This window comes from Bradyrhizobium sp. SPXBL-02, assembly GCF_051853065.1.
Taxonomy (GTDB): domain Bacteria; phylum Pseudomonadota; class Alphaproteobacteria; order Rhizobiales; family Xanthobacteraceae; genus Bradyrhizobium.
The window spans coordinates 7043689-7061756 of sequence record NZ_CP182474.1; the positions used below are offsets into that span (position 1 = coordinate 7043689).

General features: G+C 58.7%; 14 protein-coding genes. 2 read left to right on the forward strand and 12 right to left on the reverse strand.

The window, feature by feature from the left end; translation table 11 throughout:
* Window positions 1-82 precede the first annotated feature (82 nt).
* The 12 genes from ACNJYD_RS32675 to ACNJYD_RS32730 form a co-directional block, all read right to left on the reverse strand.
* Window positions 83-2209, reverse strand: coding sequence for an Ig-like domain-containing protein (locus ACNJYD_RS32675; RefSeq protein ID WP_439364445.1), 2127 nt, complete (start codon window positions 2207-2209; stop codon window positions 83-85).
* A gap of 298 nt (window positions 2210-2507) precedes the next feature.
* Window positions 2508-3713, reverse strand: a complete 1206-nt coding sequence (locus tag ACNJYD_RS32680) for a glycosyltransferase (protein WP_439364446.1) — start codon at window positions 3711-3713, stop codon at window positions 2508-2510.
* 1 nt (window position 3714) lies between these two features.
* Complete coding sequence (locus ACNJYD_RS32685; RefSeq protein ID WP_439364447.1) at window positions 3715-5124, reverse strand: lipopolysaccharide biosynthesis protein; 1410 nt, start codon at window positions 5122-5124, stop codon at window positions 3715-3717.
* A gap of 63 nt (window positions 5125-5187) precedes the next feature.
* Complete coding sequence (locus tag ACNJYD_RS32690) at window positions 5188-6669, reverse strand: O-antigen ligase family protein (protein WP_439364448.1); 1482 nt, start codon at window positions 6667-6669, stop codon at window positions 5188-5190.
* A complete protein-coding gene (locus tag ACNJYD_RS32695) occupies window positions 6653-7897 on the reverse strand; it encodes a cellulase family glycosylhydrolase (RefSeq protein WP_439364449.1) in 1245 nt (414 codons plus the stop codon). The genes ACNJYD_RS32690 and ACNJYD_RS32695 overlap by 17 nt, the downstream gene beginning before the upstream one ends.
* An 86-nt stretch (window positions 7898-7983) precedes the next feature.
* Window positions 7984-9030, reverse strand: a complete 1047-nt coding sequence (locus tag ACNJYD_RS32700) for a glycosyltransferase family 2 protein (RefSeq protein ID WP_439364450.1) — start codon at window positions 9028-9030, stop codon at window positions 7984-7986.
* Window positions 9031-9348: 318 nt separating this feature from the next.
* Window positions 9349-10095 carry a hypothetical protein gene (locus ACNJYD_RS32705; RefSeq protein WP_439364451.1) on the reverse strand — a complete coding sequence of 249 codons (747 nt, stop codon included), beginning with the start codon at window positions 10093-10095 and terminating at the stop codon, window positions 9349-9351.
* Window positions 10096-10103: 8 nt separating this feature from the next.
* The gene (locus ACNJYD_RS32710; RefSeq protein ID WP_439364452.1) at window positions 10104-12365 is read right to left on the reverse strand and encodes a GNVR domain-containing protein; all 2262 of its coding nucleotides are present in this window, start codon (window positions 12363-12365) and stop codon (window positions 10104-10106) included.
* A 266-nt stretch (window positions 12366-12631) separates the two neighbouring features.
* On the reverse strand, window positions 12632-13246 hold the full coding sequence (locus ACNJYD_RS32715; RefSeq protein WP_439364453.1) for a hypothetical protein: 615 nt from the start codon (window positions 13244-13246) through the stop codon (window positions 12632-12634).
* 141 nt (window positions 13247-13387) lie between these two features.
* Window positions 13388-14812 (reverse strand): O-antigen ligase family protein, encoded by a 1425-nt coding sequence (locus tag ACNJYD_RS32720; protein WP_439364454.1) that lies wholly within the window; start codon window positions 14810-14812, stop codon window positions 13388-13390.
* Between the two features lie 30 nt (window positions 14813-14842).
* Complete coding sequence (locus tag ACNJYD_RS32725) at window positions 14843-15424, reverse strand: hypothetical protein (RefSeq protein WP_439364455.1); 582 nt, start codon at window positions 15422-15424, stop codon at window positions 14843-14845.
* Between the two features lie 169 nt (window positions 15425-15593).
* Complete coding sequence (locus ACNJYD_RS32730; protein WP_439364456.1) at window positions 15594-16796, reverse strand: polysaccharide biosynthesis/export family protein; 1203 nt, start codon at window positions 16794-16796, stop codon at window positions 15594-15596.
* A gap of 276 nt (window positions 16797-17072) precedes the next feature.
* Here ACNJYD_RS32730 and ACNJYD_RS32735 point away from each other — a divergent pair, with 276 nt between their 5' ends.
* Entirely contained in the window at window positions 17073-17645 is a 573-nt protein-coding gene (locus tag ACNJYD_RS32735) for a hypothetical protein (RefSeq protein ID WP_439364457.1), read from the forward strand.
* A 77-nt stretch (window positions 17646-17722) separates the two neighbouring features.
* On the forward strand, window positions 17723-17995 hold the full coding sequence (locus ACNJYD_RS32740; RefSeq protein ID WP_439364458.1) for a hypothetical protein: 273 nt from the start codon (window positions 17723-17725) through the stop codon (window positions 17993-17995).
* Window positions 17996-18068: the final 73 nt, after the last annotated feature.

An 18068-nucleotide genomic window follows, 5' to 3' on the forward strand; every position in this document is an offset into this window, starting at 1 on the left:
TCTGAAGAGTAGATTGCCTTGGCTTGGCCTCCGTTCGCCCCACCGGATCTAGCCGTTGGCGCACCGCCGATCACCGAAAGCGTCAGATGAAGCTGAAGTCGGACGCATGAAGGTTCGACAGCGCGACATGATTCAAGGTCAGGACGTCCGACTTGTCGATGGTAATGACCACGCTGCTTCCCACCTGTTGGGCGTCGGCCAACAAGTGGGCGAAATCCGGAACCATCGCGCGGCTGATGTCGATGTGGTCACCCTGCATTGTGGCGGTGCTTGGGGTGAAGTCGTTGATAACCTGCTTACCAAAACCCGGGTTGAAGACGAAAGTGTCTGCCCCGGCGCCGCCGGTCAGTTTGTCGCCGCCACGGCCGATTAGCACGTCGGCGCCCGCTCCGCCAGTTAGAGTCTGGTTGGCCTGATTAGAGTAAAGAGTAACGCCAAGAGCGATCCCTGTGTTTCCGGCTGCGTCTGTCGCGGTCTCTGTCAAGCTGTGTACAGCCGACTTGGCCAGCTGGCTTGTCAAGCTCCATGAGCCGTTCGAGGAGACGGTCGTCCCTATCAGCTTCCCGTTGTCGTACAGCGAAATGGTCGAGTCGGTTGTGCTGGTGCCGTTGATCGTGACCGAGTTCGACCCGGTCGGCACAACGTTGACGATACCCGGGACCGGTGCAATGGTGTCAACTATGAAGTTGAGAGCGGCGCTGGCCTCGCTCATTTGGCCAGATCCATTCGAGGCGACGGCCGTCATTTGGTGAGAACCGTCCGGCAATGCGCCCAAGACAAAGCTCCAGGCACCATTGGCATCCGCAGCGATAGAACCCAAGGCGAGCGAATTGTCGTAAACTGTCACCACGGCGCCAGCTTCGGCGATCCCGCTAATAGCCTGTTGCGCCGTGTTGTGCACCGCATTGACGTATCCGTCAACGATGCTGGCATCACTCAGGGCCTCGGGCGCAGCCGGCGGAGCGGGCGCTACCGTGGTAGATTGCTCGATCTCGATGATGATCGGATCGGCCGATAAGCCAACGGTTATGCTGCTCACGTTGGAAACGGTCTGAATGGCGGTAGTCCCTTTAATGGGGTCGAAAATCTTGATACTTGAGACCGCGCTAGGCAAGCTGATCGTTACTTCCGATGTTGGCGGCGTCACGACGCTGGTGCCGTTGTAAAGTGTAGCATTGCCATTCCAGAGAACGATGTCGAAAGCACCGCTCGACTTTTCCAGCAGCATCGACGACGCAGTGCTCGGCAAACCGGTGATGTTATAGGCGAGAGTTCCGGGCGATGTGAGCGGCGGACCTTTGTCTTCGAGAATATGCGTCAGGTTGCTAATGTCTACGGCGGCCGGTTTCGGAGTCCCGTCAGCGTTGAAGAGGCCGAAGTGCTGCTCTTGGTCACTCGACGCGCTAGGCTCATCCATTAGCTCATACAGGAAGGTGATGGCGGCTCCCGCCTTGTAACCGTCCAGCAGCGCGTTGGTGTCGATGATGCCCTGGGTGTAGGCATCAGCCACGCCTCCGCCCCAGGTCGATGTGTTGAAGCCCGAACTGGAGACGCCGGTTTCAGTGATGTAGACGGGTTTGCCGGGATTGGACGCCTGAGCGGCTGCGACCCAGGCATTGATACCGTCCTGCAACTGCTGGCCGATGCCTCCATAGACATGGACGTTGGAGGCGTCTGCAAATGTCCCAAAGGAAGGGATCGCGAGTGTGCTGCACTCGGAGGCGGCGATCAGGCTGACGCCGGCCATCAGCGGATCTGCTCGCATCGCCGCCTGCAACGCTGCGTCGTCGGCCGCGCCCCAGCTCAGATTCCCGTGAGAGGAAATTCCGTTGAGATAGTAAGTGTTGGTCGTGTATTCATTCGATCCTTCCAGCGCAATGATGCTGCCGGGCACGGCCATTTCGAGAGCATCTGCGCGTACAAGGTCGGCTGCCGCATTCACCTGGCTCGCCTGATCCGCGTAGAAGGAATTTGACTCGAGAAGAACAAAACGGACTCCGGTCTCGGCCAGCGCGATATACGTCGAAAGCGCGGTGGCGGGCGGGATGCCGTCACGGACATTCGAAATGCCAAGATAGGATAACTCGCTCAGGATGTGAGTCGGATCGTACGACGCAAGGTGAGTGGCGATGCCGATCGAATCGATAAAGCTTGTCACGCTCGTTGCGGAATTGACTGCATAATCCGCAGTGGAAGCTGAACTGGACATCTCTGGCGCTCCTCAAACTGGACGCGCCCACCGTAGATGGCCGATGCGCATTTCAGCTTAAGGAAACCGAGCGCTCTTTAACTGATGTGCTTAATGGACGTTTCGCAGTCATTCGCCCGCGGCTTCTCGATTTGCTCTGCTCGCGCGCGCCGGCTCGCTCCTTAATGAAATCAGAAGGCATTGCGCGCTCGTAAGGACCCGGATTTTTCGTTAACCTTGCTCTGGGCTTAATCCAGTTTGAGGTTCGGTCTGCGTCGGACGAGTAGCGCGGAGCTGGGCGCGCGCGAGCTTGAGCTTTCTACGGGTTGCGGTCCGTCCCATCGAGGGAGCGATGCAGGATGCTTCCCGAGCCTTCCTTACTTCGAGATGTAGTGACGGCTTCTTGCGAGTAAAAATCACGAGTTCCCAGGAGATCCAAATAGAGTTGCTTTGTCCGGCTAGCCATTGATCTGGCCGTGTAGTGCATCCTAAACCGATGATGAGCGTTTTGAGCGAAGCTTCGCAATTCCTCAGTGCTAGTGGCACGTATCGCATTCGCAATATCCAGCGGTCGCAAGCTCTTCAGGAGCCGTCCGGTCGCTCCATCCTCAACAAGCTCCGGAAGCCCTCCTACTGAGGAGGAGAATATCGGAAGGCCCGCTCGCATCGCTTCGATCGCGATCATGGGCAATCCCTCCCAGCGAGAAGGCATCAGGAGCAGGTCAGCCGTTGCCAAACTCTCCTCGACCTGTGACCGAGTTCTCCAACCGAGGAGTTCGACATTCTCGGGAATTTCTAGAGCGGTAGTGGCATCGGTAACAAAGTCACCGATCGCAAAGCCCTGAGCCAAGTCGCCAAGCTCGGACATGACGTCGAGAAACACGTCAAATCCCTTTTGTCGATCGAAACGACCCACGAAAAGAATTTTGACCGGCCTCTCAAGGCCTGACGCCGAGTTCGCTGACGGCATCGCCTCGTCCGCGATGCCATTTAGAATCACAACACATTTTGAAACAGGAATGCCGGCTGAAGCAGCCGCTTCGCGCTCGGAAGAAGATACGCATACGACACCGTCGCACAAGCGCGACAATGCCGCCTCAAGCCACGCATATAGCCGGTTCGCCTTTGTGTCCCGCAGGAACGCCCAACCATGAGGACAATACACAATGATTGGACGTCGCTTCGGCAGGAAAGCAACTGGACGCACAAGAAGTCCAGCAAACGTAGAGTGGACATGAACGACATCGGGCTTAAAGCGTTGGATCAGCGCCCCGGCGGCAAAGGGGACTCTGATCAGGGACCGTATCGATCGCCCAACGTATGGATACGACTTGATGACAAGCTTTGGATGAGCCAGCTTTGATAGAGCCTCGTCATTTATATCGGGACCGAAGACCACAACTTGAGAGATTGCAGAATCTTTGATTTGCTCCGCAATCAATTCCTGCAAATGCGCAAGAACCCCTCCCAACGGCGCTTCCGTGAAGTGCGCGACCTTCAAGTTAAGATTGTCTGATTTTGACACTTTAACCGCCTTTACGCCGTTGCATCCTGAGAAGGTCGCGCGCGATAACAAAAGAAGCAGGAACTATAAAGAAGGCACACAGGCCGAAGCTATTTCCCCAGAACAGCCCAACTCCCCCCAACGTTTTTGCCAAAGCGACCTTAGCTACAAAACAGCATATTCCAGACAAACTCGCCAGTTTCAGGTGCATAGGCAGCAGCGATGGCACGCTCATGAGTGACGTGAGTACCGCGTTAACGGCGAAAACCGGAATCCAGATCGCAACACCAATGATCAGGTCATTTGGAAGCGATATCCTGCCACGCGTCCAAAAACGCGTGACATCATCTCCAAACAGGAGAGTCACCGTTGAGACAGAACCCGCTATAAGCAAGGCCAATGAAAAAGCGGAGACCAAAAGCCCACACGCGCCGCGCGCATTTTGCTCCGCGGTTGCAGCTCGGAACTGAGGCCAAAACGGAGTCAGGCCAATCGAAAGCAACGTCTGGACCGCGATCGCCATTTTCTGCGCAACCCCGAATTGCGCCGCCTGTTCGGCATCCAAGAGATGTAGTGCCAAGACAGAATCGAAGGAAAAGCTGATGGCGTTGATCGCGTTTACGAGCAGGAACGGAGCGCCGGATTTCAGCACTGTTGCCAGCTTCCCCGCACTGGTCAGCGAAAGACTCGGCTTCAGGTCGGGGCGACGCCGAAGCAATAGAGTGCCATTGAGGCAATGAACGGCTAGAGGCACCACGCAGAAAGAAGCCACTACGGCGACGATACCTGCATTGAACTGGAGGCTGACAACGATCGCGCAAAACGTGGCAAGGGAGGCAAATGCGTCCCAAGTGCTTTGAATTGCGGTTTCACCTAGGCCAAGTCTGATTTTCCAAACGAGGCTCAGCGGCGACACGATACAAAGTGTCAGACACGTCACAAAGAATGCTTCCCAAGCTCCAGTACCTTGAAAATGAACGAAGCTACTACCCGTCCGATTCGAAAAGAACGTCAGACATACCACCGTCGTACTGACGACTGAGAACAACGTAAGAGCCACAAGCGCATTTGAAAGGTATGTTCGCGCGGTATTGTAGGCTCCCTTCGAGACTGCGATGTGATTGACTAGACCCGATCCAATTCCCAAATCGATGAAGGAAAAAGCGCCCATCAAGGAACTCGCGGCGAGCCATACGGCGAATTGCTCGGAGCCCAGATGACTCAGCAGGATCGGCACGAGAGCCAGCGTGGATCCGATTTGAATGACGCGCGCTGCCAACCCAGCCGCGGCGCCAAACAATGGATTCGATCGCAATCTGCTCCAAACTTCCGCGCGCTCATTCACGGGAGCTGCAACCGAATACAAGGCCATAATCCGATTACCGCCCTGAGCCAGCTTATCCGCATCAGGTTCAGACCATGCGTCGGCCAATGTATCTCAGATCCTCTACGGAATCGGTTACTGTGATAGGCTAGTGCCATCCCATTTTCCCGATCAGCTGCGCGAGGACATGAGATAGGTCTGGCTCGGAATTGGACGTGTAAATGGTTGGAGGGCGCCGCCAGCAAGTTGTCCCACCCGTGCACTAAAGGCTGCGCCTGCCCCCAGGGTGATCCAGATCATCGGGATTCGAAAGGTATCCGTGGTCAGCCCGGTTACGATAACATCGGCACAGTTCATGATAATCGGGTATGCAACCACCGGCACATTCCGACCCAAATTCGCGTAGATCAACCCAGCCCTGCGCACCGAAACGATAAGCGCGATCCAGATTGAGATCCATCCGAAAAGGCCGATCAAGCCGAGTTCAGCGGCAAGCCTGGCGTAAAGCGAGTACGTGTTAGGCCAGGGTGCGTCGGTAAATCGAAGGGACGCCTTGACCTCCGAACTTAAGAACCCCCAGTCCGGCATATATGAGATAGCCTTGAAGGCGAACTGACCCAACCCAACCCCCAATATTGGGTACTCAGAAAACATTCTAATCGATGTAACTTGATAGGCCAAACGCGACAGATCGGAAACAGAAGTCCCCACAACGGCCTCGCGAATGACCTCGTCGAAGCTCGCCGCGGAAAATATGATCACTGCAACCACTACAAATAGCAGTAGTGCCCCAATGAAGGTCGCCGACTTCGGTACGCGTCCATCCGGGGGCAGGAACAGAAATTTCAGCAGACCGAAAGCGACAACGTTGGTTGCCAAGAGCAACCATCCCGTCCGGGCCTGAGAACCAACAATCACGGCCGTGAAAGCCAAGAGCAAGAAAATATGGAGGGCCTTCCTAATGCCCCGAGTTATGAATATGGCAGCGAAGAGCCAAGGCCATGCAAGTCCGGCAAAGTTCCCGAACGATGGAGGCTCGAACGAAACGGTACGAAGGCGTTTATCCCATCCCTCGATAAGCCTCAAATTCAAGGTGCCGTCCCACGATTGAACAGTATGATCCGAGCCCGCGTGCAGCAAGGAGTTCACAGTCTGATAGAGTGGAAGACTCATCCCAGCTCGATCGAGAGCCTCGAGCAAGCCGAAGCCGACGCACAGTGCCGCGCTGATACAAACGGGCAGTATCAGGCGCGCATACCATCGCCCCAAAACCACTGCACGAGTCAACAATGCGAGCGCTAAGCCGTAGATTACCACGGTCGCGGAGGTGACCAATTTCGCAAGCCCATCGCGACCATGAAACCTCGCCGCGCTGATTTCAGTCGCATTCCAGAGGGCCGAAATCGCTATAACGATTACGATGGCGGCACCGGTTCGCCAGACAAGGGTCCCGCCTGGCCGCTCGACAAGCTCACCAGCTACGCTAGCGCCGGCAGCGTTGATCCCATATAGCCCCATGGCCAACGCAAAGAAATAGAAAGAACTCTCGTTGCCGAGTTCTCCGAAGGATTTAAGTCCTGCGATCGCGTCGAAGGGAATCGCGATCACGGCCAACGCGAATATCGAGTCAGTCAGTTTAACGCGCATGGCCATGTCCGTCATCTTCAGCCCGGTCGCTAGGGACAATCATAGGGTAGTTGCTTAGGACGACCGCCTTTCCGGCTATGTAGGCAACGGCGGTTCGAGCAGAGTCGGACCTTAGCCAGGCAACGATCTGACTTGTTTTCCCTTCCTCGAACAAAAGGAGCTGCACCTGAGGGTCCACGGCTTCCAGTCGGCGAACGAACCTCATATTCGTTAATCGCCGAACTAATCCGTCATCCGGCTCAACCTTGAAAATACCCTGCGCCGTCTGAAGTCCAAAATGAGACTCGGGATTGGCAGGCTCGTCCCTTGAGTCCTTCCATTCGTACCATACGGTTGCCTGAACGCCACTGGCGACGTTCGCAAGATAGGCGCGAGCCAAATATGCTCGCTGGGTTGCACGGCCAACGGCCGAAGAGGGATATCCCCATTCAGTGCACAGCATGGGCACGTCACGCCATCGACCGGACAGGCGCTCAAGTAGTGCGCGACTGGCCAGGTTCTCAGCTTCCACGCTCTCCGGATCCGGCCGTCGCCCGCCGCTTATGCGATAACTATGCATACTCAAGCCATCGAGACATCCTGCTGCCTCGGTCTTCGCCAGAGCCCCATAGAGTGCGGGCGCCCGGATCGGCAGGCTGGCAGTTGCCGGCGCAAGCACCATTGCCTTTGGAGCAACCATCTTGATTGCGCTGCAAGTCATCGCGGCGAGTTGCGCGTAGGCATCTGGCTTTGGTTTGGGCGGCCAGAATATGGGCAAGTCCGGCTCATTCCAGACCTCCCAGGTAACTGACTCGTCAGCGTACCGCTTCGCGGCTGCGGCAGCGAAGCGACTGAAGGCCGCCATCGCAGCCTCACTCTCTGGTGGTGCCGCAACTTTCCGCTCTCGCACGCCCGGATCTGCTGGCAGTTCTAGCCAGCGGCTATAAAGATGGTTTCCAGTCGCCAGAATCACAATGGAGGAAAGACCCGAATGTCTGACCTTCTCGAAAAACGCGTCTGTCGTTGCCCAGTCGAATTCTCCTGGATTTTTCTCGATTGCTTCCCACGACATACCCCATCGTACAAAGCTGAAGCCAATGTTTCGGATACGTTCCAGGTCAGCAGTGTCAATCTGCCATGCCTGCACGTGAACACCCAACCCCGAGGGGAGGCCGTTGGCCATCACACCCCGATTCGGCGCCGCTAACTCAAAGAGCATCAGGAAAAGCTGCAGCAGCCATCTGCTCCTGCGCAACCACCTCTCGCGCGTGGGCTGAAGCGGCTCTTGTAAGGAGTTTCGACCACTATCGGACGCTCGGCTAACCACGAATGCTAACAACCTCAAACGATCGATATCCAACGACTGTCTGTGCGGATCAAGCCACTGTCGACCAACTCGCGACTTGAGGTGTAACGGACACTTTCCGTGCCTAGGAGCGATAAATTAGGATTTGCTGCAAGGAGTTCACCGTACCGGCGGTATTCTATTGAGCCGCCGTAGTGTTCTCCGTGTGCGACGGCGTCCTCGATGCGTTTGCCGAAATCCTGGAAATATTTGAAATGCAGCAGAGCGCCCGTGACCGGCGACAGTCTAACCGCATTGAGCCGATGGCTGTTGACGAACGCGTTTCCGCTTCGCCATTTGACCAGCGGAACCTTATATGCCTGCGTTGCGACGACCTGAGCTCGTTTTTGACGGAAAAATCCAGCCTTGTGCGCGATCGCTAAGGCTCGCCTTGCCAATTTTGGCTTCAGACGAGGCCAGATCGCAGGCGTATTCTGATCTTCAAAACAAAGCCGCAGACGCGGCCCACCAATGTGCTCGAAGGGCGGGAAAGCAGACGGGAGGCCGTATCGCCGCACGACAACATAGCTGCTGTCATGGTAAGGACATGTCGCTCTAAAATCTTCGCCTTGCCGATAGTTGACCTCTCGGATAGGAAGCGAGCTGTACATGTCGAGCAGAAGAGCGTACACCGCCTCATAACCGAGCTGTTCCAGCCACTTGCAAAATTTCGGCAGTTCTACATTTTCACAACCGGGAAAGACAAACAATTCGTCGGCATCAGCGAGAAGAATCCAGTGTGATGTGCCATAAGCATCCAGCAGCGAGTTCAGCCAATTGACACCGGCGCGACTCTTTCCGTACGATCCTTCCGTGAAAAACACGTGACAATCTGATTGATCGAGCAAAAACTGCCCCGACCCATCGTTGGATTCATTGTCGATTACAAAGAAACGGGATACGCCGAGTTGGCGGTAATAGTTTAGAAAGTAGGGCAGGCGTAACATTTCATCGCGCAGCACCGCGAAGAGGCGGATTTCACTTCTATCGTCCGGGATGTCTCTTCGATCTTGCCGAACGAGTTCAGGATGGAGCTTATTCATTTGATCCCGTTAAAATCGGTAAACTGTAGGCGTGAGGACCCGCTAGGCAAATCATCTGCTGGTCAATTACGATTTTACAAGCACTACCCGACCGTCGAGCGCGCGCTCAGGGTGACGAGAATACCCGAACTTCCCTCTGATCACGAAACATGTGATATCAATTGAGCTTCCAGTATTCGTGGCGTTGCCTATCCCGCCTCGCCGGTAGTTGTCCATAGGTCGACCTAGGTGCATTCGTTTAATCATTAATGCCGGCGCACTGGACCAGACTGACCATTCGGTAAGTGCGCGTGAATGAATGTCGAAACGTACTGATCCTTAGCGCCAGTATCTCTCGTCCTGTTCAATCCCAGGTATACTCACCCTCACTCCGTCGCGCGCCAATCTCTTGGCGAAGATTTCGCGCGACGCAACATCCAATTTCTTCAGGTTCTCCAACAAACGCTCGCGCTCAACCCAACCTGCGCCGGTCAAACTGATCGCGGCTTCCTCAATGAAGCCGCTATTGATGAGAGCTGCAAATTCAGCGACGACTTCGTCTTGACGAGATTTGCTTAGCAGCGAGAAGACCGCAAGCGCCAATTGATTGCGTCGGAGCACCACCCAGCCTTCGTTCGGTCCTAAGGCATAGGACCGTTCCAGATAGCCGATATTGTCAAAGTCGAATCCGCTGCGCCTCGTCACAACCGAATAGAGCATCAGCCAAAGAAATGAGTCAGTTGGGATGACCTGGAGCGCCGACCGCAATTCGCCCTCGCTCGCTTCCATTGCGCGATCGCCCTCGTCGGAGTTCTTACGATGCATCGCTTCTTCTGCGGTTCGCAGCGTTACCACTGCCAGTGCAAATCGAAATTCAGGTTGCACTACACCCCGTGGGGAATTCGCATTCAAGCGGATCAGCATGTCTGCCAAAACACCAGGCCTGAACAGGCCATCGGCCATGATCCGTAGCGACGCCTCGCGGATAGGTGCCGTCAACCAGAAGGAGGGAACGGCAGCCATCGGCCATAGCGTGCCAAATAGCGCCACAAACAGCAGCATCACACGCACAAATGCCTTCGGCATTGCGCGAGCTAGTCCACGTATCCATACCTTGCGTAATATTTCTCGTAGTATTGGCGACCATAATAGGCTTCGTAGCGTGCAATTAGCCTTGTCTCAGCCTTGTTCAGGACGGCTCCCAACAGCTTGCCTTGGATTTCCGGCGCCCCGCGCAGATTGTGGCGCGCCACGTCCGTGTTTGTCTTTCCCCACTCTACCACAAATAAGTAAGAATCGACGAAGGGCACGGTGACGCGCGCGTCGACCACAGGCGCCATTGGCGGCATGTCCAGCACAACGTACTCGAATTTCGAGCGCAACAACGTCACAAGATTGTGCATCGCTTTAGACGCAAGGATCTCGTTCGTGTGTAGGAGTTTCGAGGACGTAGTCGCCGGCAGTATCGAGAGCTTGGTCTCTGGATCGAGTACTAACGTATCCTCCAGCCGCGCACTCTGCGCGACAACCTCGACCAAGCCGGCGCGCGCGTCCGGTACCAGCGCGCGCGACAGTGAGGGGTTGCGCAGGTCAGCATCGATCAGAATCACCCGGGCGCCACCGTGTGCCATGAGCTGAGCGAGGTTGGCGCAAAGCGTGCTCTTTCCCTCGTTCGGAAGAGTAGAAGTGACCGCCAGCACACGATTCTCTCGCACCATTGAATTGAGATCCATGGCCACCTTCAGGGTTCGCACGGCCTCGGAGTAGCGGGACAGAGGATTTTCGACGACATAGCGCAAGAGATCCGGATTGGGGTTGCCGGACTTGTCGGTAAACCTGTCCGAAAGCGAGCCAGGAAGCAGCGGCAGCGGCCGTGCGGCGGAGCTGCCCACCGCGGGGAGGATCGCGAGGCAGCTAGTGCCCAGGATTTCTTCGACTTGCTGGGTCGTACGGAAGACGCGATCGGTGAGCTCGCGAGCCATGGCGACACCAAAGCTCAGCATGAGGCCACTGAAGAGCCCTACCGCCAAAACGATCAGAGACTTCGGAGAGCTCTTCTTCAGCGGCATCGTCGCCGCGCTGATAACACGCGCTTCAGTGATCGGAAAGGACTGCTGCTGCACGCTTTCCATATAGCGCTGCAGAAAATTGTCGTACATCGCTTGGTAGGATTGGGCGGTGCTCTCGAGCTCGCGTAACTGGATCTGCGCCTGGTTGGTGAGCTGCGATTCAGAGACAGCCGCATTCAGGCTCGTCTTGATGCTCTCCTCGCGGGTGGCTGCGATATCATAGTCGCTCTTGTACGATTCCTGGATGCGCTTGAGCTCCTCGGTGATGTTCTTTCTGATCTCGTCCATCTGCCGCCGAAGGTTTACAGCGGCTAGATGGTCGTGGCCATACTTCGACGCCCAAATGGCCTCTTTGGAGGCCATGTCGACATATTGAGCGCGCAACTTTACGATGGTCTCGTTCTTCAGCGCATCGGCAACAGAGGCATCCGGGATCTCCTGCTTGAGGATGCTGTTCATGCGGTCAAGCCGCGCCTTAGTTTCTGCGGTCGCCGCATGCGCCAGCACGAGTTGACTGTTCACCTCGGCGAGCTGCTGCTCGTTCATCAGTCGTCCGCCGGTATTGACGATGTGGTTCGCAATCTTGAAATCGACCACCGCCTTCTGCGCACCGGTCGCCTGGGCGCGCAGCTCCTTTATGCGATCTTGCAGCCAGACACTGGCGCGGCGGGTCGCTTGGTACTTCGCCTCGAGCTGGTCCACGATATAGGCGTCCGCGATCGCATTGGCGATCTTCGCCGCTTTCGCGGGATCGCGCGAGGTGAAGCCAATCTCCATCACGTAGGTGGTGCCAAGACGCTTGATGACTCGATTCCTAGCGAACTCCTCCAGCGCCTTTCGGGTCAATTCGAATTCGGAAGCTGGGCTGCTCGAGGAAACCAGCCTAGCAACGGCCCCAAGCAGGGCGCCACCAGTACCGGTGAATTCGGGATCGTCGATCATGTGAAGGTCGCGGATGACCGCAAGGCTGATGTTTTCGGATTTCAGGATTTCGACTTGCGTCTCCACGGTTGAGGAATCGATCGCAACGTCCCCGAGCATGGACTGTTGCTGAAAAAGCTGCACCTTCCGCGTGTCAATCACCATTGACGCGGTCGAGGTGTATTGTGGAACGGCGGTAAAGAGATATAGCAGCGCAACGATGATGCAGGCCGACAGGATTGCGATCATCGTCGGGAACTGCCGGCGGATAATGCTGAGGTACGAGGCGAGCGATTCGGACTGTGAGCCTTGCATCTCAACGAATTCGCGATTGATCTCCGCGGCCGGCTTGTTCACCTGTAACATCTATAGATTCCTGAAAATGGATCGCTGTGTGTTCTTGGGATCAATGCTGGCCAAAAGCCTAATGGCATCCGGAGCAAACCCGATGCCAAAACCCGCGCTGTCCTGAAAACTAACACAAACCCGCCTGCAATTGAACGCAGTGAATGCAGTGCACAGCGCGCCTTGCGCGACTTTTTGCAGAAAGCTTAACGGCGCAAACGCAAAGCGGCGCCTGGTGGCGCCGCTGCCGCGAGGTCTCATGGTCCCGGCCGGAGGGCCGATTTCGGTCAGCGCGCGCTGACGCTGTTGCCGGCGCTGCCGACGCCGGCGTTGCCGCCGTTGGGCGCGTTGTTGCTCGTGGTGTTGTTGCCAAACCTGACGGCCCCCCCGCCACCGCCTCCGTTGGCAAGGCCGCTATTACCCGTCGGCCCGCCGGCGCCGGTGCCGCCGCCGCCCGCGCCGCCGGTCGCGGCGATCGCGACATCGCCGGTCGCGGCCTGGTAGGCGGCAATCGCGTCGGGATTGCCGGTGCCGGCGATCGCGGTCTGGATCTCATTGCCATAGGCTTGGTCCTGCTGCGCGGCCATGCGGGCAACCTGGGCGAGGCCCGCGACGATCGCGCGCATCTGGTCCTTGGTGGTGGCGGGATCCTTCAACAAGGCGATCAGGCCCGGCAGCGTGGTCGGATCGGAGGCGCCGAGGTCGCGCACGCGCGAGATCAACTGCGGACCGCCGGTCGGATATTGCTGCAACAGGCTGTTGGGAGCGGCCTTGAACTCGGAAATGACCGTGGCCGGCAGCTGGCGCTGCGGCGGATAAATGGCAGCGCTGGCGGCCGAATTGATCGTCGCCGCGAGGGCCGCAGCAGCGGCCATGCGAAGCGCAATTCTGATAACGCTCATAAATCAACCTCCAAAAAAATCAGCTAGCCCGATTGCTTGCTCGGCCCGGGCAAATGGCTGTGCAGTGCAGGAACCTAACCGAAGAGAAAAGGACTGTCCATTTATTCTAAAGACTTCGTAAACCGCGCAACTGCTTCAAATCTAGACACTTTTGTGAAGCTTGGGCTGCGCCCGCGCGAGGCGGCCCTCCCGGTTTGAGAAGGACTGCGACAGGCCCGCGCCGAAAAGCGCAACGAACGGAATGCTGTAGCCGGGCACCTGCAGCGTGAAGTCGAGGCACGAATGCAGCAGCGAGAGCGTTGCGGTCGCCGCCGCCGCCAGCGGGATGATGACGTCGCGCCGGCGTCCGAACACGCCCCGCGCCAGCACCACTAACATGATGGCCCAGCCGAGCGCCACCAGCAGCGCCATCGGCATGCCTACCTCGGAGGCAAGCTCCAGCGGCGTCGAATGCGCGGCATCCCAGACACCGCGAATCGAGATGTTGGGGCTGCGGTAGGGCGGGAAGGCCCATTGGAAGGTGCCCATGCCGGTGCCGAACCAGGGATTGTCGGCGATGATCCGAAGCGTCGATTTCCAGGCCTCGATGCGGCCCTCGTCAACCAGGCCCTGGCTGTCGAAGCGGCTGGAGACGCGTCCGCCGAGCAGTTGCAACAGGCCGAGCGCGACGGCTAGGCCCGAGCCGAGCGAGATCCAGATGCCGGTGCGCGGCGGGAGGTCTTTGCGCAGGAACAGCGTGAACGCGACGATCATCGCGAGCAGCGACAGGGCCACGCCGGCGCGCGAGGTCGTCATGAACATCGCCATCAGGCAGATCAAGAGGCATGCGAGCTGCGGCAGGATCTCTTTTGGCCGGATCGCGCGCAGGTCGAGCGACAGACGCCGCCATTCGATGTGCCGCTCCGGCAAGCGGCGGCGGACGTCCTCCAGGATCAAAAGCATCCAGATCACCGCAGCCGAGCCGAAATAGGCCGCCGCCGTGTTGCGGTTGATGAAGGTGCCGGTGACGCTGCCGAGATAGGCCGTCTTGTCCCGCCACAGGATCATGGTGGGCTCGATCAGGAACGAGGCTACGCCATAGAGCGCGTAGGCCGCGCCGGAGATCGCGATCACCCACAGCAGGCGGCGCGCGCGCATCCGATCGGCGCCGACGGTGATGCCGAGCACGATGGCGAGGATGTTGGCAAGCGGCGCGCCGAGCGCGAAGAACGCCTCGTTCTTGACGATGGACGCGGACGGGGCGATCGGCACGCCGAGCAGATCCGAGGCCTGCTGCCAAATTGGCTGGAACGGCGCGATCCAGGGATGGTCGGAGAGCTGCTCGTGCAGCACGAAGGCATAGGCGGCCACGATCACGCCGATGCCGGCGAGCAGCCAGAGATGTGGCCGGCGCAGATCACGCGTCGGCGCGAAGATCACCGCGATGCCGAGGCACAGGCACCAGAACGCGATCGACAGATCATTGGTCGAGCCGAACGGAAATGGCGCGGCGGCGGCCACGAAGAACAGGATCAAGGCCGCGGGCAAGCTCCATGACCAGCGAATCTTGGGAAGCCAAAGGCGCATCATTATGTCTTGCGAGCTTTGCTGCTGGGCCTAGAGGAAGCAATCGATCGGATAGATCTTCAGATCCACGTTGAGGCGGCTGTTCCGGGTCTGCGCCCGGAACGCATAGAATAGTCCAAAGCTATCACTCCCCTGATCGAGTTTTATTCCGGGGGTTAATTCGTCGGGCGGGACCAGAACGCCGATGTGCCGGTTGATGGCGGAAATCTCGATCCGCCCCTCCCCTTGCACAAAATGCCCGCCGAGCTGGGTCACGGTGACCTTCGGCAGGCCGCGGCGCTGATGGCAGACGTCCTCCTCCCAGAGCTTGGTCTGCTGCACCAGCGGCTTGCCAGCGCCATCGGGCACGACGATGTCGGGGAAGGACGGGCGCAGCATGCCGAAGAACTTGCTCTCCTTGGAGTTCGCCGAGAGGCGGACGGTGAAGGACAGCTCGCCCCTGGCGCCCTTGAGGCGCGACAGGACGGGAGCGTCAGGCTCGGCGGAAACCATCACGTCGATGCGATGGCGGACGCCCATCTCGGCGGCAGCGCCGAGCACCGGCCCGACCGGTGCGAGGGCGAAGGCGAGCGGGACGAGAGCCAGAACACTGCAAAATCCTCGAAAGCGCATGAAGCCCCTTGCAGCAGCGCGGAGACCAGTGGCGGGCGCGTCCTACTCGGTGACGCCTTCATCCGAACCTGCCCGCCGGCCCGGCGACAATACCGATTGGATCGCTAAACGAAAATGGCACCGGGACAAAGCCCCGGTGCCATCGTCTTTGGTCGGTCAAGTCGGCGTCTTACGGCGCCAGCTTGATGTTGTTGCGGAAGATCAGCGCGTCGTTGCCAAGATTGATGGCATCGCTGCCGGTCGCCATGATCACGCGCATGTACTGCAGGAACTTGGCAACTTCGACGTTGCGCGAGTTCGAGACGTAGATGATGTCGCCGTTCTTCATCATGACCTTGGTGGCCAGGAAGAAGCCGCCCGGATCGCGGAAGTTCACGTTGAAGATGACCGGGATCGTCTCCGAGGTGTACTTGCTCACGTCGATGCCGAGCTGGGCCGCAACCTCGCGCGGCTCGCGGCGATAGAGATACACGGCAGCCGGATCGGCCTGGCCGTCCAGGAGACCGCCGGCCTTGCCGACGGCTTCGCCGAGGTTGATGCGCCAGGCGTCGAAGTTGAACTCGCCGCTCTGGCCGCTGGCGCCGAACGCCATGAACTTCTGCTGCTCGCGATAGACGTAGATGCTGTCGTCGGGGCGCACATAGACGTTGTTCTCGGGCGCCATCACGAGATTCTCGAACGGCACGGTGGCCCGCCGTCCGCCACGCTCCAGCATGACCCAGGTCTCGAAGCCCTGGCCCTTGATGCCGCCGGCGCGGGTGATCGCATCGAGTACGCGATCCTTCGCACCCGCCGCGCTCGCCGGATAACGCGCCGGCGAATTGACCTCGCCGAGCACGCTGATCAGCTGGGTGCGCTGCGAGGACATCGCCACGACCGCCTGCGGCTCGATGGCGCGGTTGCCGATCCTCTCGACGATGGCGCGCTGGATTTGGACCGCCGTCAGGCCCGCGGCCTTGATCTGCCCGGCATAGGGCACGGTGATGAAGCCGTCATTGTCGACCGACTGATCCGGGATCGTCACATAATTACCCGGACGGACGCCGGCTTCGGCCGGGATGAACAGACCGCCTGCCGCGGCTTCGAAGATGGTGACGCTGACGACGTCGCCGATGCCGAACACGATGCTGGCGGGCGGACGACGATCGGTGAACACGCCGGCGAGCCCCTTGGGCTCATGGGTGTGCAGGATCTTCACCGTGGCCGGATTGAGCGGCACCAGCTCGTAGGCCGGCGCGTTTTCGGTCTGGATCTTGTTGTTGACGTCGTCGGTGAGCGGCCCCGAGCCGGGATTGGTCGAGCAGGCCCCGAGCGCCAAAGCGGCGGCCAGCAACACAGGCTTCAACGCATAGGTCTTGGCAATAGATGACATGAATCGCGCCCGAGGGTCCCCAATTGATGTAAATTGGTACGGCCTAGGGGGTGGTGCGACAAGTGTTCCCGGTGGTTAACGGACCAATCCGTCGGCCAGTGTTGCGTGCGGGCCACTCTTTGAGGCTTAGTTTAACCCTTTGTGACCATTTGTTGTATTTCGTGTGCTCGGTTCGAGAGCAGATCGCCCCAGTCGTGGGGGCGGTGTGTCGAGCGCAAGGCTTCTTGACCGCTCCGCCCTCTGCTAACTCTGGGGTGTTGAAGATAGGAACTCCCCGTGTCTGGCCTCCTTCTGATCCCGCTGTTGGCGGGCTCCCTCCTTGGCGCCGCCGATCGCGCATCCGGCACCACCGTCGCCTGCTCTGCCAGCGCCGTGGGGTGGTGTCGCGGCGCGGCGGTGGTTGAGGTCGCCGGGTCTGCGTCCACTTCCGTTTGGAAATTTACCCGGACCCAGGGGGCCAAGGACGGCGAGAGCTTCGCCGCGATCATGAAGACCGCGGACACGACCCAGTCGGACCCGGACTTCGCCGGCCTGATCGTCCGCTGCGCGCCGAAGGGCAAGGTCGATGTGCTGGTGGCCTTGATCCGGCCCTTCCCGCCCCGCAGCCACCCCAAGGTGACCATCGCCGCGAGCGGCGGCGGCACCTTGAGCTTCGAGGGCAGCATGGCGGCCGCGGGCGCGGCCGTGCTGTTGCCGGACGAGGTCTCGGCCTTTGCCGCGGGCAAGTGGCAGACCACGGCCTCACTGTCCGTGGTGGTCAGGGAAAGCGACAGCGAGATCAAGGGACTGGTGGCGCTGAATGGCTTGCGCGAAGCCTACAATTCGCTGCTGGCAAATTGCGGCCAATAGGCCAAATTTAGCCATACAACTTAAGGGTCTTTTTAAGGTGGGGAACCTAGGGTCCGAAGCACGGGGGAGTGTTTCGGATGACCGCCTTTTTGATTTTCAGCTTTCTGGTAGGTGCCGTGCTGGGCCAGCGCTTTCGCGTGTTCGTGCTCCTGCCGGTCACATTTGCACTGGTGCTCACCATGCTGCCGGTGAGCATGATGACCAGCCTTGGCCTTGAAGGCATGAAGGCTGCGGTGTTCGCCGCCATCGCCCTCCAGGGCGGTTACCTCTTCGGTTCGGGGGCGCGCTTTGCCCTTGCCGCCGCACGCGCCACCCGCGTCTTCGGTCGAGCGGTTAAGGCCACCCGCTGATCACGGCGCAGGCCTCTGTTTGAAAACGCACCGCCCGCTTGTATGGTGACCTGACCGTTTCAGGATTCCTTGT

Coding starts and splice junctions, on each gene's coding strand:
- ACNJYD_RS32690 (WP_439364448.1), bottom strand. CDS start 6,669: ATGGCCATGCGCGTTAAACTGACTGACTCGATATTCGCGTTGGCCGTG.
- ACNJYD_RS32725 (WP_439364455.1), bottom strand. CDS start 15,424: ATGCGCTTTCGAGGATTTTGCAGTGTTCTGGCTCTCGTCCCGCTCGCC.
- ACNJYD_RS32740 (WP_439364458.1), top strand. CDS start 17,723: ATGACCGCCTTTTTGATTTTCAGCTTTCTGGTAGGTGCCGTGCTGGGC.
- ACNJYD_RS32720 (WP_439364454.1), bottom strand. CDS start 14,812: ATGCGCCTTTGGCTTCCCAAGATTCGCTGGTCATGGAGCTTGCCCGCG.
- ACNJYD_RS32715 (WP_439364453.1), bottom strand. CDS start 13,246: ATGAGCGTTATCAGAATTGCGCTTCGCATGGCCGCTGCTGCGGCCCTC.
- ACNJYD_RS32700 (WP_439364450.1), bottom strand. CDS start 9,030: ATGAATAAGCTCCATCCTGAACTCGTTCGGCAAGATCGAAGAGACATC.
- ACNJYD_RS32730 (WP_439364456.1), bottom strand. CDS start 16,796: ATGTCATCTATTGCCAAGACCTATGCGTTGAAGCCTGTGTTGCTGGCC.
- ACNJYD_RS32675 (WP_439364445.1), bottom strand. CDS start 2,209: ATGTCCAGTTCAGCTTCCACTGCGGATTATGCAGTCAATTCCGCAACG.
- ACNJYD_RS32705 (WP_439364451.1), bottom strand. CDS start 10,095: ATGCCGAAGGCATTTGTGCGTGTGATGCTGCTGTTTGTGGCGCTATTT.
- ACNJYD_RS32710 (WP_439364452.1), bottom strand. CDS start 12,365: ATGTTACAGGTGAACAAGCCGGCCGCGGAGATCAATCGCGAATTCGTT.